Annotated in this window: 15 protein-coding genes and 3 pseudogenes; 7 read left to right on the forward strand and 11 right to left on the reverse strand. The window is 70.5% G+C overall.

Going from position 1 to position 15,411, the window contains the following annotated elements; all coding sequences use genetic code 11:
• Positions 1-477, reverse strand: a pseudogene (locus tag JHAT_RS32250) (hypothetical protein); the annotation flags it as partial.
• Between the two features lie 233 nt (positions 478-710).
• Between JHAT_RS32250 and JHAT_RS32255 the strand changes: the two are divergent.
• Positions 711-1,193, forward strand: a complete 483-nt coding sequence (locus JHAT_RS32255; protein WP_077801832.1) for a hypothetical protein — start codon at positions 711-713, stop codon at positions 1,191-1,193.
• 168 nt (positions 1,194-1,361) lie between these two features.
• On the opposite strand, the gene JHAT_RS32260 is transcribed toward JHAT_RS32255, so the two are convergent.
• A complete protein-coding gene (locus JHAT_RS32260) occupies positions 1,362-2,012 on the reverse strand; it encodes a hypothetical protein (protein ID WP_077801833.1) in 651 nt (216 codons plus the stop codon).
• Between the two features lie 1,579 nt (positions 2,013-3,591).
• Here JHAT_RS32260 and JHAT_RS35645 point away from each other — a divergent pair.
• Positions 3,592-4,083, forward strand: coding sequence for an ROK family protein (locus JHAT_RS35645; protein ID WP_253195678.1), 492 nt, complete (start codon positions 3,592-3,594; stop codon positions 4,081-4,083).
• The gene (locus JHAT_RS35650; protein WP_253195679.1) at positions 4,055-4,363 is read left to right on the forward strand and encodes a hypothetical protein; all 309 of its coding nucleotides are present in this window, start codon (positions 4,055-4,057) and stop codon (positions 4,361-4,363) included. Before JHAT_RS35645 ends, JHAT_RS35650 begins: the two co-directional genes overlap by 29 nt.
• A gap of 1,300 nt (positions 4,364-5,663) precedes the next feature.
• Here JHAT_RS35650 and JHAT_RS32275 read toward each other — a convergent pair.
• The 3 genes from JHAT_RS32275 to JHAT_RS32285 form a co-directional block, all read right to left on the reverse strand.
• The gene (locus tag JHAT_RS32275) at positions 5,664-6,119 is read right to left on the reverse strand and encodes a GIY-YIG nuclease family protein (protein WP_077801834.1); all 456 of its coding nucleotides are present in this window, start codon (positions 6,117-6,119) and stop codon (positions 5,664-5,666) included.
• A 23-nt stretch (positions 6,120-6,142) separates the two neighbouring features.
• Positions 6,143-6,361 carry a hypothetical protein gene (locus JHAT_RS35655; protein WP_077801835.1) on the reverse strand — a complete coding sequence of 73 codons (219 nt, stop codon included), beginning with the start codon at positions 6,359-6,361 and terminating at the stop codon, positions 6,143-6,145.
• 739 nt (positions 6,362-7,100) lie between these two features.
• Positions 7,101-7,775, reverse strand: a complete 675-nt coding sequence (locus JHAT_RS32285; RefSeq protein WP_077801836.1) for an SDR family oxidoreductase — start codon at positions 7,773-7,775, stop codon at positions 7,101-7,103.
• A gap of 222 nt (positions 7,776-7,997) precedes the next feature.
• Between JHAT_RS32285 and JHAT_RS32290 the strand changes: the two genes are divergently transcribed.
• A complete protein-coding gene (locus tag JHAT_RS32290) occupies positions 7,998-8,675 on the forward strand; it encodes a TetR/AcrR family transcriptional regulator (RefSeq protein ID WP_077801842.1) in 678 nt (225 codons plus the stop codon).
• A gap of 471 nt (positions 8,676-9,146) precedes the next feature.
• Here JHAT_RS32290 and JHAT_RS32295 read toward each other — a convergent pair whose 3' ends face one another.
• From JHAT_RS32295 to JHAT_RS32315, 5 genes and pseudogenes are all read right to left on the reverse strand, one after another.
• Positions 9,147-9,518 (reverse strand): hypothetical protein, encoded by a 372-nt coding sequence (locus JHAT_RS32295; RefSeq protein WP_077801837.1) that lies wholly within the window; start codon positions 9,516-9,518, stop codon positions 9,147-9,149.
• 43 nt (positions 9,519-9,561) lie between these two features.
• Positions 9,562-10,222: pseudogene (locus tag JHAT_RS32300) on the reverse strand (HNH endonuclease family protein).
• A 353-nt stretch (positions 10,223-10,575) separates the two neighbouring features.
• On the reverse strand, positions 10,576-11,757 hold the full coding sequence (locus tag JHAT_RS32305; RefSeq protein ID WP_307718367.1) for a M48 family metallopeptidase: 1,182 nt from the start codon (positions 11,755-11,757) through the stop codon (positions 10,576-10,578).
• Between the two features lie 314 nt (positions 11,758-12,071).
• Positions 12,072-12,491 carry a hypothetical protein gene (locus JHAT_RS32310; protein WP_077801838.1) on the reverse strand — a complete coding sequence of 140 codons (420 nt, stop codon included), beginning with the start codon at positions 12,489-12,491 and terminating at the stop codon, positions 12,072-12,074.
• 57 nt (positions 12,492-12,548) lie between these two features.
• Entirely contained in the window at positions 12,549-12,893 is a 345-nt protein-coding gene (locus tag JHAT_RS32315) for a hypothetical protein (protein WP_143660564.1), read from the reverse strand.
• 560 nt (positions 12,894-13,453) lie between these two features.
• Between JHAT_RS32315 and JHAT_RS32320 the strand changes: the two genes are divergently transcribed.
• Together JHAT_RS32320 and JHAT_RS32325 are read left to right on the forward strand one after the other, a co-directional pair.
• A complete protein-coding gene (locus tag JHAT_RS32320; protein ID WP_143660566.1) occupies positions 13,454-13,735 on the forward strand; it encodes a hypothetical protein in 282 nt (93 codons plus the stop codon).
• Between the two features lie 75 nt (positions 13,736-13,810).
• A pseudogene (locus tag JHAT_RS32325) lies at positions 13,811-14,717 on the forward strand (IS5 family transposase).
• Here JHAT_RS32325 and JHAT_RS32330 read toward each other — a convergent pair.
• Positions 14,693-15,028, reverse strand: coding sequence for a hypothetical protein (locus tag JHAT_RS32330; RefSeq protein WP_077801841.1), 336 nt, complete (start codon positions 15,026-15,028; stop codon positions 14,693-14,695). The pseudogene JHAT_RS32325 and the gene JHAT_RS32330 overlap by 25 nt on opposite strands.
• 154 nt (positions 15,029-15,182) lie before the next feature.
• Here JHAT_RS32330 and JHAT_RS32335 point away from each other — a divergent pair.
• Positions 15,183-15,411: transposase (locus JHAT_RS32335; protein WP_143660568.1), on the forward strand; the 229-nt coding region annotated here is incomplete at its 3' end.

Below are 15,411 nucleotides of genomic sequence, written 5' to 3' on the forward strand. Positions count from 1 at the left end.
TCCGAGGTCGCGGTCGGCCGCGTCCAGACCGGGAGCCAGGGCGATTTCCGCCCCCGCGAGCAGGCGCTCGCCGACGATCGCGCCGGTGAAGTGGCGGAAGTCCACGCGTCCACCGGGCTGGCCGAAGACCGACCGCACGCGGTCCTCGTCATCGTCCGCCGTGCCCATCGTCGCGATGATGAGCGCGGGCTCGCCGCGCGAGGCCGCCCCGGACAGGAACCTGTCGTATTCGTCTGCGCCGTTCCCGGAAAAGTGGCTCGGGTTGATGGCGGCGGCGCAGGTGCTGGTGTCCATGCCGAGCCAGCGCGGCTCGGCCCCACACTCGGTCCAGGAGATTCCCGCGTACTTGGCCGAGGCTGCGAAGCGGTCGCGTACGTAGTCGTTGGTCTGTGGACCGGGCTCCTCCATCGGGGCGGGGTCGTGGACAGCGATGTGTACGGGGACGAGTCCGTTCGGAGACGATGTGTGCGCGGCCATAGCCGAACCGTAGCGGCCCGGTGTGACAACGCCGCCGACAGAACACAGCCCTGCTCGCGCCGGGGGTAAGAGACCAGTAGCCGTTGGCCGAGCAGGGACACGCCAGCACGTCCAGCGGCAAGGGAAGGGGCCTAGCTGGGCCGGACTCAGGTAAGTTACCGTCGGGGTACGCCTACGGGCGCCATGTCCACGGACATCCGGACCTACGGGTCCTCTCCCTATGAGGAGTTCGCGTGCTCACGCTCACACCCATCGAACGCGACATGCACCGCCTTCTGCGCTCCCTTGCGAAGGCCGGCGATCCGGTCGACCCGCTCTCCGCCTGCATCCGCTACAAGGAATTCGCACAGCGCGTTGACCCGCACGGCTTGGACCCCTATACGTCGCAGGGCCAGATGCGCGGTCTCTACCCGAAGCTCGGCCACATCAGCGTGTACGAGCACCAGCATGGTCGGCCGCTGCTGTCGGCACTCGTCATTGGCAAGGCAACTGGCCGGCCCGGGTCCGGCTTTGCCGACCTGGCGTCACAGCTCGGCTTCGAACATGCCGAGGAGGACGCGTTCTGGGAGCATCAGGTGGGAGAGGTCGTGCGCTTCTGGTCCGCAGACGATCCGGTCATGCTGATGGACTCCGCGATGGACCAGGTGCTGAAGGAGCTGGGCTCGATCAGGCGCGCCGTGCGCCGACTCGCCGCGCGGCCGGGCGAGAAGGGCTGATACCAGCGGACTGGTCGCGGGCCGAGTGCCCTGTCTCCCTTCCCTGAGCGCCGCTTGCCGATGCGCTCGGTGAGGACCTGCCTCTGGGCAGGTCCTCACCACGACACGGACGCGGCGTGACTGCCCGCGCAGGGGCGTCCGCATAGGGTGCAGCGGCCCCGCGGGGGTTCAAGCCGTGAGTGTCGCGCGAGCGTTGATGACGATCTGGACGGGACGTCCTTCGCGGAGCAGCTGGTCGACGGTCTTGCCGTTGATGAGGCGGTCGAGCATGTCCGGGGTGCAGCCGTTGAGCCGCAGCTGGGCCGCGATGCCGGGGCGGTACCGGGCGGCGATCTCGGCCCACACGCGGTCTTGTGCGGCCCGGGCGTCGCGCCGGGCTTGTTCCTCGTCTTCCCGGCGGGTCTTGGCGGGTGTGACGCCCTTGCGTCGCAGGCGCAGCGCTGTGTCGAGACCACCGAGGCCCAGCAGTCTGATCCATTCCAGGGCCTCGTCCGGCTCGGTGATTCGGGAGGCTGCCCAGCGGTGTGCGTGCGCGACGGCCCTCTCGCGCGGGATGCGCAGCCCCGTCGTCGCGAAGCGGGTCACGACTTGAAGCACGGTGGGCTTGTCTCCCCTGCTTCGGCGGGCGCGCCGGTCGCGGCGCTGGTAGGGCGAGAGGTCGCCGAGGTCGAGGCCCTCGCGGCGGGCGATGTCGGAAGCGGTGGCGGCGGCCGGCCTCCGGACCGGCAGGTCTGCCGGGGTAGGAGCGCCGGTCCCGGCGCTGGCAGGGCCAGCGCCGGTGAGCCAGAGGTAGACGGGGTCGTGGGAGATGTCGGTCATGGGTGTGCCTTTCAGAGGTGGTCCGCGGCCGTGCGCGGGCATGAAGAAGGCCCCGCTCGATAGCGAGCGGGGCGGGGCCGACGGCCAGAGCAGGCACCTGAACGACGAGAACGTCCCCCTGGTCATCAAGGCGCACCGCGCCGTCCTGGAGCGCCTCGCCCTCAATCCCCCGACGTGGCCGTTTCGGCCCTTCGACGGGCCGCGCGGCTTCGGCACCTACTGGCGCGACAACGACATGCGCGGCAGCTGGCAGGCGCGCCGGGACTGCATCGAGCAGATCCTCGGACCGACAAGGGACGCGCTGGAAGAGCTGCAGGAGCGAGTACGAGCGCCGCTTCACCCAGGGGCCGTCGGGCAGCTTCAAGAATCTGATCTTCGCCGCCGACGGGGCGAAGCCGCAGATTGTACTGCGGGACGCCGTGAACAACGACGTGGAGATCGTCCGCCACGCCGACGCTTGTCTGGTGTTCACCGATCCTCTGCCGCCGCACGGGCTGACCTGGCGGCAGATGGTCGCCTGGTGGATGGAGAACCACCAGCCGAGGACGGACGAGAAAATTGCGGCGGAGAGCCTGTACCGGCGTCTGTACCGGTCACTGGACTCCGTACCCGAGCAGCTGGTGATGCGGACCTACTGCGCCCGTTACGCGGAGGAAGGCGGTTTCGACCTGCCCGCGCTGATCCCCCAGGTCTACCTCCACTACGACCCCTACACCCGCAGGAGCGGCAAGCAGTCCGGGGGCGCTGTTCCGGCAGCGGATGGACTTCCACCGGAAGGTCAAGCCCTCCGCCTGGAACCCACTGCGAGGCCTTCCTGCGGGGCTGCGGTGTCACCGGCCAGCGCACGCTCGCCCAGTGGCAGAAGGCGTGGCGTCGGACCTCCACGGGGCCCGTTACGGTGCCTCACGGCGCGCAGCAGCCTGTGCGGACCACGGAGCAGCTCCGCCGTGTCCTTCAGGCGACTCCCGGGGGTGGCTCCGCCCTTGACCACCGGACGCACCACATCTTGCCGTTGCCTGTGCGCGATCCCCAGCCGGACACCGCCTTTGCCGATCTCTACCGGGAGCTGATGGGGCCCGCGCGGCGCAACGGCCTCGCGTCCGACACCGGGGGCGACGCCATCCTCGTATCCGGCGGCGGCTCCGTACAGCTCGTGCAGATCAAGTCCTACGCTGCACGGCCGTCCAGGTCGAACGGGCGCGGGAAGCCGCCTCAAGGGAGGGCTCCCCGTCGTGCGGCGGAAGGGTGGCAAGAACCACGCAGGGTTCACCGGCCTGATGGGGGCCACGGCGCATGACGGCAGGACCGGTCACCGTCAGGGGGAAGCTGCGCGGCTTGTGGGCCCACGGCAGATTCATCCGAGATCGAGCCGAGGCCACACACTGGGCCCTGTGAGCGGGCGGGGCGGCGCCTAGCTCAGGTAGGTGACACTGCGGCAGGGGGCTCCCGTCTCGGCTCGGGGTTACGCGGAACGGGAGCCCTCCGTCCATCTTCCTCGCCGTACGCCCGGATACACCGCCAGCGCGCGGGTCCGGCAGCCGCAGCGAGGCGGAGCGCGAACCGGATTCTCTCCGAGCACGTGGCCGCCGAGGCGCTGGCCGCAGCCGCCGAACGGCTCGGGACCCCGGACCGGGGCGGGCTGCGTACCGCCGTCGTCAGCGCCGCCGACCCTGTCGACCGTGCGAGCGGCCGGCTCGTCCAGTTGCCCGACGCGCCCTTCCTGGTCGGCGCCCTGGACCCGGCCGCGGTCCTCGCACCGCATGTCGCCGGGCGCGTCCTGGTGGACAACGACGTCAACTGGGCGGCTCGCGCCGAACGCCATGCCGGGTGCGCCGCCGGCATCGACGACTTCGTCTACGTCCACCTCGGCGAGGGGCTCGGCTGTGCCGTGGTCACCGACGGGGCCGTCCGGCGCGGGCACCATGGCCTGGCCGGCGAGATCGCCCACGTGTGCACCGCGGGACCCGACGGTACGGCGATGCCGCTGACCGAGGTGTTCGCCGCGCTCGGCCTGCGCCGGCCCGACTCGAGACGTCGGGGCCGTGCGGGCGGCCGTCGACGGGGGCAGTGAGCCGGCCCGCCGGGTACGCACCGCGCTCGCCAGGGCCGTCGGCGGCGTGCTGACCGCGGCCGTCTCCCTCACTGACCCGGACCTGATTGTGATCGGCGGCGAATGGGGCGGTCAGCCTCGCATGCTCGCCGCGCTCGACGACCACTTCGCCCGCAGCCCGCGCCGCGTCCGTCTCGCCGCGGCCACCGTGCCGACGCCCGAACTGACGGCGGCCCGGATGCGAGCGGTGGAAGAGCTGCGTGCCCTGATCATCAGGTCCGCGCACCCGGGCGGGGAGTGAGGGCACAGCCCCCTCGGGCGGCCCGGCCTCCCCGTGTCGGACCTCCCTGCGGCCGCGCCTGCCGGACCGGTCCTCGCCGAAGTGGCCTCGCGGGCGAGGCCCGCGCCCACCGATCCTCACCACAGCGGCGGGCGATGCGGGGCTGGCCGGGGGGGCCGCACCAGGTCGCGCGGCTCATGTCGGGTGGGCAGGCGGGCAGGGCGGTTTCCGCCCGCACGGTCACTCTCGGGATGGGGCCCGCAGCCACGGCGGCCCTGGACAGCAGGGCTGATGCCTCCCGGAACCATCGAGGAGGGCACCGGACTCGATCGCCTGCAGGCACTCGTCTCAGCGGGGTCTCGGGCGTTCCCCTGCGGCCGCACCAGCCGGAAAGAGGCCTTCGACGCCCTCAAGGAGGCCGCAGAGGTTGGACGGAGGTTCGCCGAAGAAAGGCCGGACGCCTCCCGCGAGGCCGACCGGCAGGGGGCAGGATTGAGTCCTGGATCCTTGAGACACCGAATCGGGGGCAGCGGTGATCCGATCCGGTGCTTCGTCCTGAACGGATCCCTCAAAGGCGACAAGGGCAGAGGCGGTCGGGGCGTCCACCGGCCAGCCACGCCGCCGCGGGAGGGTCGGATGCCCGCATCCGAGCGGCGACGGCCCCGCCGTAATCAACGGGCGTGCTCCATGGCCGCCTTGGGGATGTGTCGTCGCATGCGGGTGATGAGCGATGACGGACTGCGCCACCGCGAGGCGATATGGGTGCGGCACGGCGCGCTTCCAATCCTCCGGGTACGCCGAGGCGTTCCCCGATGCCGACGACGCGGAGCGGCAACACGTACGGATGGCTGTGCTGTACGCGTGGATGCGCGACCGCTGCCCGGTCGCCGTGCAGTTCGTGGCCAACTACGTCGTTACCGCCGCCACCGCGCTGGGGATGGCCAGGGTTGCCGCGACCGGCGGTGCAGTGGCCGCACTCTTTTGCGGCGCACACCGGTACGCCCGGTGGCGCGCCCTGGTGGCTCTTCCCCATGCCGACGTTGGGCGGCCGTCTGCCTCGGCAGCCTCTTCGCCGTCCGCGACGACGTACGCCAGATCATCCCGGGGCGCAGCAGCTGGCGGACGGCTCCGCGGCCTCGCCCGGCCGCGGCCCGCGTCAATGCATGCAGCGGTTGGAGGGCGCGGCGCGGGCCACGGAGGGTGCGCCTCTAAAGATCAGATAGCCGCAACGTACTGACCTGCGAAAGAGCGGATGATGCTGCTACGCGGGTCCCTGCAAATGCTGCGCGGCGTCCGCTGCACCTCGGTGTAGCGGACAGTCCTACTGAGCGCATCCGTAAGCCCGGCGGCCCTGTTGTTTTGGGCGATAGCCGCCTGTCGGATCGGCAGCACTCTTCTCCTGGTGGGTGGTCCGGATATCCAGTCCCAGGTCTGCCAAGGCGTCGATGACGACCTTGACAGGACTTCCGAGGGGCGTCAGGTCGAACCACTCCCCGCGCACTCGGTAGTCCGCGAACCGCTTGTGCAGTGCGCCTTCGTAGTCGCCTTCTACGTCCAGGAGCGGAAGAAGCTTGGCGTGATGGCTGGTCTGGAACTGGGTCATCCGCGCCTTAAGGGTGCCAGTGGTCCGTCCGATCTTCGTCTGCGGGGAGTCCTCGTCGTCCTCCACGTCCTTGGGGTTCTGGCGCACAACGAGGGCTGTGCTTCCGCCCTGGATAGTGAGGGTCTTGCTGATGGGTGTGCCGTCGGACCTGAACGTGGTCCGGACGATCTGCATGACGACGACGGGGCCCTCGTACCCTAGGGCCTCCAGCTCCGTCTCCGTGGCGAACCGAGACCGCCGGGAGTGCTCTTGGGCTCGAAGGCGTTCCGTGGCGCGCCCGGCTGGGAGGTGGTGGATGTCTGGCGCAGTACGCGGGACAGGTCGCGGCGGATCCGTTCGGCTTCACCGCGAACCTGGACGGGGACGTCGCCGCGCTCGGCGACCAGGCGGTCATAGACGGGGGTCTGCTGGAACACGGGTGGCGTTTCCCTTCCGCAGGCGGTTCACCGGACCGGCGCAGCATACGGCCCGGGGGGTCCACTCCCCCGACTTCGGGCAGGCGTGGGGAAGACAGGCGCAGGGGCCCTTCCCGGCGCTCCGCCTGGTCCCGCTCCCGCAACGTCGGGGGCGGGACTTCTTCACATCCAGGGCCGGTCGCGGCGCGCGAGACCGTTACCCACTTTCGAGTGAACGCTTTTCGGCAGCTGGGGTGGCGTGATCTGGCGGTTCGATCCCCGGGACCAGTGCTGAGCGGGTCCTGGACGTGACGGCGCGTCAATCTGGTGCATTAGGTACATAGATGGATGCTGCAGGCGAGCGTCACGGCGGGATCGGGGATCCGTAACAGCGTTCACGTCGCCTCCACGTACCGGTCGCGGCGTGGGCAGGGTGTGGCTGCGCGGCCGTCCGGCAGCGCAACGCACCACGCACCAGCCGACCGCTGCGGCCTTCGTGCCGTACGGCCTGGTGGTGCCCGCACAAGCAGGGGGACCCTGTGTCGAAGTCCATCACCGCCCGCCGCCTGACCGCCGCCACCCTCACCGTCGGCGCACTGACCGCGGCCCTCGCGGTGCCGGCCACCGCCGCCGACCACGACCACGACCGCCGGGCGCAGCGTCCGAACGTGGAGATCAGCGATGTGCAGTACGACTCCCGGGGGGACGTTTCGTCCGACAGTCGGCGGATCAGGGGGCAACGGTGGTGGGGCTGGGGCCGTCAGATGGTGAAAATGCGCTCGGCTTGGTCATGCTGGGTATGCAGCTCCCAGTAGAGGGGGGCGACTGCCTCGGCCGAGGCGGCCGGTACTCCGGGCGGTCCGTCCGTGCCGATCCACACGCCGATGGCGGCGTGTGCGGCCTGGACGCCGGTGCCGGCCAGTTCCTTGTGCAGGCCGAGTACCCAGTTGCGCAGCGCGGCCTGGGCGGCGTTGAGGTTGCTGAGCATCGGGGTGGGGTCGACCGAGCCGGCGCCGTTGGTGTAGAGCAGGGTGCCCGCTCCGAGCTCGCGCATCGCGGGCAGCACGGTCCGCGTGGCGGCGATGGCCCCATAGAGCAGGAGGTCCATCGCCCATTGCACGTCGGACGGGTTGGTCTCGGACGGAGCGGTGAGCGTGACCGATCCGAGGCTGCCGGCGGGGGAGTACTCCAGGACGTCGATGCCGCCGAAGTGGGTGGCGGCGTCCTTGAGCGCCTGGGTGAGTGCGTCGTGGTCGAGGACGTCCGCGGGGAAGGCGGCGGCGGTGATGCCTTCGGTCGCGAGCTGGCCGGCCAGGTCTTCGAGCTTGTCGCGGTTGCGGGCGATGAGAGCGACGTCGAAGCCGTGGGCGCCGAAGATACGGGCGATGGCCAGGCCCATACCGGGTCCGGCTCCGACGATGGCGATGCTGGGCACAGTGAATCCTTCGCTGGGAGATCCGTTGAGTGAATGAGTCCTGACCATTGCAGGCGTCAGGAGGTCAGACCTGAGTAGCCCCTCCGGGCGCCAGAGCGCCTGGCAGCAGGCCCCAGTTGGACGAGGTAAACACGGAACCGAAGCGTTCCGCGTTGTGGGGCGACCTTAGCCCCGGGAAAACGCGGAACGCAAGTGTTCCGCGTTTCGGGTATCGTCGTAACCATGCCGGACACAGACGATGCCGTCGCCCCGGGCCGCCGCCGCGGCACCCGCGGGCCCGCCCAGAACCAGGACGTATCCACAGCGATCGAAAAGGCGGCCTTCGACGAACTGGCGGAGGCGGGCTGGAGCCGCCTCACCATGGACGCGGTCGCCAAACGTGCCGGCGTCGGCAAAGCCGCGCTCTACCGACGGTGGGCTTCCAAGGAGGCCATGCTCCTCGACCTGGTGACCCGTCTGGTGCGCCGGGAGGTACCCGAAGCGCCGGACACCGGCACCCTGCCCGGCGATGTCCGCGGCTTCCTCGACCTGACTACCGACCAGACCACCGACCCCCGTGTGGTCAGGACCGCCGCCGACCTCCTTGGCGAATCAACGCGCAACCCCGCACTCGCCGAGTCGCTGCGCATCGCCGTCCTCGCACCTCGCCGAGAGGCCGCAGCTGCCATCCTGCGACGTGCAGTGGACCGCGGCGAACTGCCCACCGGAATCGACCGCGAACTGGGCACAGACCTGCTGATCTCCCCACTGCTGCTACGAATGCTCATCCCGGGCGCACCCCCCGCGGACGAGGCCTATCTCGACACACTGACTGTCGTCATCGTCGCTGGACTCACCGCCGCCACCCCAGCCGCCAGACGGACAGAACGCGGAGCCAGCCCTCATACCTCGACGAGCTGAAAGAGCGTGACGCGCCATCCCGGCCGTTCGCCATCCTGTCCCGGCGTCGCCACCATCGGAAGCTCTATCAGCCCCGAGGCCCACATGTGTGACGACCATCTGTAGTCGGCCTGTTTGCTTGAAGACGACGCACAGTCGGCCATCGACACAGACCCGGCGCCCGCGTGCGCGACCGGGCCGACTACCGATGTGCGCACCTCGGCTGAGCCACGCCTCCGTGTTGCCGTTGCCGTCCTCGACGCCCGGGCCTGCCCGGCGCTCCACTTGGTCCCGCCCCCCGAAATGCTGTCGGTGCCGGTGGACCCCACCGGCACCGCGCCGTGCGGCACCTCCTCCCTCACGGCGGGGACGGCGTGCCGCACGGCTGCGATGTGGCTTCCCTCCTCCCCGACTACATACAGCGGGCCCCGAGTGGCGTCCTGGAAACCCCCTTCGGGGCCCGTGGCGTGGAGACGAGGCTGCGTGCGGGTTTTAGGGGATCATCACGCAGTGGTTCTCGATGACCCGGCCACCGCGGTCGAGGCCGCCGCAGACGGCCAGCCTCGGATACGCCCTGATCTCCCGGTTCACGACGAACCGCCACCGCGAGACGTTCGCCTTGCTCCCCCGGTAGTCACCGACGAACGCACGCAGCGTCCCCGGCAGGCCGTCCCTCGTGGTCACCGTGATGTCCTGGACGTAGCCGCGGCCCTGATAGGCGGTGGCGACGCAGATGTAGGTGCCGCAGGTCGACTTCACTTCAGCACTCGCCGGCGCCGCGGTCACCAGCAGCAAGCCGCCAGCGGCCGTGAGGGCGGCCGTGACCGTGGCAATCCGCCCTCGTGTCCCTCGTGCTTGGGTCATGAGTCTCTCCTTGTTCGCGTGCGCCGGTGCCTCGCCTCGCCGGTTACGGGGCCGGCTCGTACGTCACGGTCTGCTCCGGGCAGCCGCCCGCCACCTCCGTGAGAGCCGCCGCTTCCGCTTCGTCCGCCGACAGCGCCCAGCGCAGCTTCGTGCCCACCCACTCGGCGACGTACCTGCAGTGCACCCCGGCCGTCGGCGGCAGCCACTGGGCCGGGTCCTGGTCGGCCTCCAACCGGTTCGAGCGGGCGGTGACCGCGACCAGGCTGGTGGCGGCTCCCTGGTCGTTGGCGTACGCCTCACGGCGCGCGGCTGTCCAGGCGGAGGCCCCGCTGTCCCAACTCTCCGCGAGCGGCACCATGTGGTCGAGGTCGAGGCCGGAAGCCGACGTCACCCACACCTGGTCGTAGTAGGAGAACCACAGCCCGCCCGACAGGGAAGCACCGGGACCCGACCGTGGGCGGTTCGACGGCCTCGTCCAGGAGGACCTCGTTACGGGTGCTGCAGCCGTCGGTCGGGTCGTCACCGGCGTTCCAGTGGCGGAAGGCGTCCCGGGTGTAGCCCTCCCGGGACTCGACGGCCACCGGCAGACGGCTGACGGCCTCCGACAGCGGCAGCGTCTCCGCCGCGTGGGCGGGAGCGGAGACGGTGAGGGGCAGGACGGCGAGGGAAGCGGTGGCCAGGCCGCGCAGCACGGAGTTGAGCATGCACCGTTGATAACGGCCTTCAAGGGGGCGCTGTCTGGGCTTCGGTGAGTGCGCCGCCCGTGTGGGTGCAATCGTCGTACCGACAGCAACCGCCCGGTGAATCGAACGGGGGGTTCGGAACAAGGGACGGGGATGCCGTGGCCCGACTGTGGGGCAGCGCCACGGCATCCCCGTTGGGGCACTCACAGTGCACGGACTGGATACCCTCCCCGCGCGCCGACGTCACGCCCCCGAACGGGTACCGTGACGGGCATGTGCCCGCGCCCGGGCCGTGAGGCGGCCGAGGTTCTTCGTTCGGGGCGATCCAGGCGAGAGGCCTCAGGCCCGGCGGGAGGGCCAGCGCCGGGAGGGCGTCAGTATTCGAGGCTGCCGCGTAGCAGGCGTCGGGCCACTTCGGTGCGAGCTGTGGCGAGTTCGGTGGCGATCAGGTCGGTCCGGTGGGCCTGCGGGATCACTGCGGCTTGCTCGGGCTGGCCGGCGAGCAGGCAGGCACGGCGCAGGTGGGTCGGGGGATGGGTGGTGTCGACCTGGTGTCCGCGCCGGGCTCCGGCGCGCCGCTGTCGTTCGTACTCGTGCTCCGGGATGGACGCCGTGTATGTGGTGAGCATCTCCCACAGGTCGTCGGCGCGGTCCGTGGCCTTGCGGGTGGAGCGGGGACCGCCAAGAGCGGCACGGTTGGCCTCGGTGCGCAGTCGGACGCCGAGGGAGTCGGCGATGAGCAGGCGGTCCATGAGGCCGACCGCGGCTTGGGTGGAGGCGGTGCGGGCGGCCAGCCGGTCGGCGAGGTACTCGGCCCGTATCCCGGCACGTGATGTCAGGCGGACGAGCAGCATCAGCAGTCCTGCGATCAGCAGGCGGGGCAGCACGTAGAGGGCGTTGACGATGATTTCGAGCCCGGTCGGGTGCGGGAGCGGCTGGAGGATGTGGTGCCACACGGACAGGGTGCGTATCGCGGTGCCCACCACCAGGCCGTTGCGTGTGTCGCCGTTGGCGTAGTGGGCCAGTTCGTGGCCGAGCAGTGCGATCCGCTCCTCGGGGGTGAGGACCTCCCACAGGGGCATGCCCAGTATCAGCAGCCTGCGGCCGCGCAGCCCGTAGGTTGTGACGGCGGCGTTGATGCTGCCGTCCACCGCGATCGCGTGCACGCTTCGTGTGCCGACCGCCCCGGCCACCTCGTCCACCAGGGCGAACAGTTCGGGCGCGTCAGCGCGCAGCAGCACAGGCCCGTCGCCGGGCAGGCGGCTGACCCTCGGGGCGAGCAGCCAGGCCAGCGCCAGGAGAACCAGCCCCGCCACCACACCGATGCCGCCCCAGCCCGCCACCACACACCAGATGCCAGCGACGGCAAGTGCGAGGGTGATCCCGTGCACCGCGAGAGCGAGCACGGTGGCCGTCACCGCTGAGGCGTCACGCCGCGGGCGCGCATCGCGCCCGCTGAGCATCTCGGCGAGCAGTTGCTCGCCATGGCGGCGGGCCAGGGCGCGCTCGGCCCGCTCAAGGCGTCCCGTGTCCGGCTGCGGCTGGCCAGGGTCCACGTTCCAGTCACAGGCGGCGCACCAGAGGGTGAACCGGCTGTCACAGCGGATCTGTGTGCCGCATTCCGGGCACGGCTGAGTGGTCTCTTCGGCGATAGCCGGCATCACGGTCTTTCCCCTCCTGCGCGGCCCTCCCCGAGCCGCCACCTGCTGATACAGGCAGATCCGACCACACTGCACTGACACAGTCACCGGCACAGACTGAACCGTGATTTCACCGCAACCGCGCGGAGGACGGTTTCGTGCGGGCTGGCCGCAGGACAGAAGGGCGCAAAGGGCGCTGCGCGGGCGCCGGTGTCCGCGAGTGGCCGACTTTACGGACGCACGCCCGGCGAGGCGGGCGGCGGGGGCGTCTGCGTCTGCCGGTCGTGGTGTGCGGCGCCTGGGCGGCCGGCGCGGGCTGCTGTCGGACCGGCAGGCAGGGGTGTGGCGAGGGCTGTGGCCGTCTGCTCCGTGCGCTGCCGGGCGGCCGCTTCGATCTCGGCGGCCTTCTGCTGCACGTCGGGCGCCTCGCACAGGGCGCGGAACTCCTCGTAGGAGAGGGTGGGTTCGTCGTCGCCTGCTCCGTCGGCCGGTCGGGCCGGTGTGATGAGCTCGAGGGCCCGCTGCTTGCGCTGGGCCACCTCGGCCCAGATGGCCGCGTCGCGTTCTTCGGGGGTGGGCTGGGTCATCGGGTAGATCACGGTGTCCGGGACGGGGCCGTTGCCCACGTCCGGACCGGGGTTGGAGTCCATGTTCTGAGGGTGCCTTTCGGTCGGGGCTGGGATGGTGCGCGGCGTCTGGGGCCGGGGTCAGCGCTTCTGACTCTCCTGCGCTGCTGTGGGCGGCCTGCCGGCCCGGGGTGTGCCGCACAGGGGGCAGCGGCAGGGGTCGGCCGCGCAGGGCGCACCGAAGGCACGGCAGCGGGGGCAGTCGCAGAAGGCCGCCTCCCCCGGGGCCCGCCGGTGCCCGACCTGAAGGGGTGTGGTGGAGGGCCAGGCGCCGACGGTGTGACGGGCGGGTGCCGCGCACTGCTGCCACAGGGCTGCTGTCTGGACGGGGGTGCGGTCGGGGCGGATCCGCAGCCGCAGGAAGGCCGGCAGGTCGCCCTCCTCACGCATGGCCGCGATGTCCTCGGGCCCGAAACCCACCAACACCGCGCCCCCCTTCACCCCGACACCCGGGCCCGTGCCCGGCCGTGATCAGTGTCGGCGAAGCAGGCACCAGCCCGGGGCTGCTGACGCAGAGCGTCCCGCCGGGCGGGAGAGCAGCGGCGTGCTGCCGGGCCGGGCGTCCCGGCAGACGGTCCGGGCTGGTTCCCAGGACAGGTTCGTGTGGTGTCAGAGGCAGCGGTCAGGATGTCGGTCATGACAGACGCAATGACCTGGCTCGCTGACCGGCAGGCCATAGCCTTCGGGGGCTATCACGTGGTGATGGCCCGAAGACTCTCGCCGCAGGGACTCGCCGAGCGTCTTGCGGCGGCCCTCCTGTACGACGCGGAGCACGTGGTCGTGCCGGTCGGCAACCACACGGGAGCCTCGTTCCTGGAGCTCATGGACGACGACTACGACGTCGGGCTGCGCCTCGGCTCTGCCGGCGAATGGTCTTACGCGGTGGCGTACGGCGGCTGGCAATCCGCGTTCGGACCCCTGGCCCCCTCTCCGACAGCGGCGCGCACGTCTGCCTCCTGGAGTACGAGGAGGAGAACGGCAAGCCGGTGCCGCCCCAGTTCACCTGCTTTAAGGACGGCCGGGTGCTGGCCGCCTTCAACCTGCATCTGGACCGGTCATGGGGCTACGACAAAGCCGACGGCGATCCCGCCACGGCCACGCGCCTGCAGGAGCGGCTCACGGCCGCCGGCCTCCCCGGCCCCGAACGCGACCACCGGGACATCCACCGTGCCGCGCTGGGCGTCGTCGAAGAGTTCTTCGGGCTCTCGCTACCCAGGGAGGTGATCGTCAGCGGGTCCCTGCCCGCCGTTGTGCTGGAACCGGCGTGAGCCCACCCACACGCCAGCCCCGGGATGCCGCCGCCGGCCGGCAGCCCTAGGCACTGTCTGATAATTGATCTTGTGGTGGGTCGTGGAGAGCTGACGGATGCGGCGTGGGAGCGGATAGTGCCCCTGCTGCCGGGTGTTGACGGGCGGGGCCGTCCGTGGCGGGATCATCGGCAGGTGATCAACGGGGTGTTGTGGCGGTTGCGGACCGGAGCTCCGTGGCGTGACCTGCCCGAACGGTACGGACCCTGGCAGACGGTCTACGAGCGGTTCGCCCGCTGGGAGGCGGACGGGACCTGGACCTGCTCGAGCAGGTCCAGGTCCGCGACGATTCGGTCGGGGCGGTGGAGTGGACCGTGTCGGTCGACTCCACGATCAACCGGGCCCACCAGCACGCCGCCGGCGCCCGCAAAAAGGGGCAGCGGCGGGGGACGAACTGGAAGATCCGGCACGCACGCAGGCTGGCCAGGCGCTCGGCCGGTCCCGCGGCGGGCTGACCACCAAGGTCCACCTGGCCTGCGACGGCCGGGGCCTGCCCTTGGCCGTCGTCGTCACACCGGGCAACGTCAACGACTCCACCGTCTTCGACACGGTCCTGAACGCCGTGCGAGTGCCCCGGGCAGGCGTCGGCCGGCCGCGCCGCAGGCCCGACGCGGTCATCGCCGACAAAGCGTATTCGTCACGGGCGATCCGCCGGATGCTGCGAGGCCGGGGCATCCGGGCAGTGATCCCGGAGAGGGACGACCAGAAGACCAACCGCGTGCGGCGCGGACGGGCCGGAGGCAGACCGCCGGCCTTCGACCGCGACCTCTACAAGGCCCGCAACGTCGTTGAACGCTGCTTCAACCGGCTCAAGCAGTTCCGCGCCATCGCCACCCGCTTCGACAAACTCGCCACCCGCTACCGGGCCGGACTCCACCTCGCGGCCCTCATCCTCTGGCTCCGCGAAACACGGGATGATCAGTCGCCGACAAACCATAGGTAGCTGCCTGGCGTCTTCGAGCAGAACTGCAGCAGCTTCTCAAGGTCAAGGACGGCCGCCGTCTGGGACGGTCCCGAACACTGCTTCAACAGGTCAGGTACCTCCCGCAGCGCAGCTTGTGCCTGTTGCTCGTTGAACAACGTGTCCCCGTAAGGATCCCCACGCGCAAGGTTGCCTTGATGGGTCTCGTCCATGCCGAGCAGGACGTCGGCCAGCTCGTCGCCATGCGCGTACGACCCACGGATCAAAGTCCCCCTGGACCGATCCCAGTCCAGCACAGGCCGGTCGGCATGCAGTTCTATCTCGACGCCCACGGTGGATTCCCTTCGAGTGGCTGCACCGAGCAGCCAAATTGCTGGTGGTCAGTGAAGCAGAGGCCGCCAGCGACCGTAGATCATTTGTCAGACAGGTCCTAGTAGTGCTTCGTTACGTGGGGTGATCTCGCCTGGTGGTGGGCATCTCTCCGGTATGAGGCTGGGGGAGGTGGAACGGCTCCGGGGTGAGTTATCGGGGTTCGTTGCCGATGTATTCGCCTCGTTGCCGCGGCGGGATCAGCGGCGGTGGGGCGCGTGTTATCTGCGGGGTCTGATGCTGGACGGCCGGCGCAAGTCGATCCAGCCGATGGCCGAGCGGCTGCCGGACGGGAACATGCAGGCCCTGCAGCAGTTCGTGAACCAGTCGCCGTGGGATCCGCTGT

Origin of the sequence: Streptomyces sp. JHA26, assembly GCF_002005565.1 — a bacterium.
Classification (GTDB): domain Bacteria; phylum Actinomycetota; class Actinomycetes; order Streptomycetales; family Streptomycetaceae; genus Streptomyces.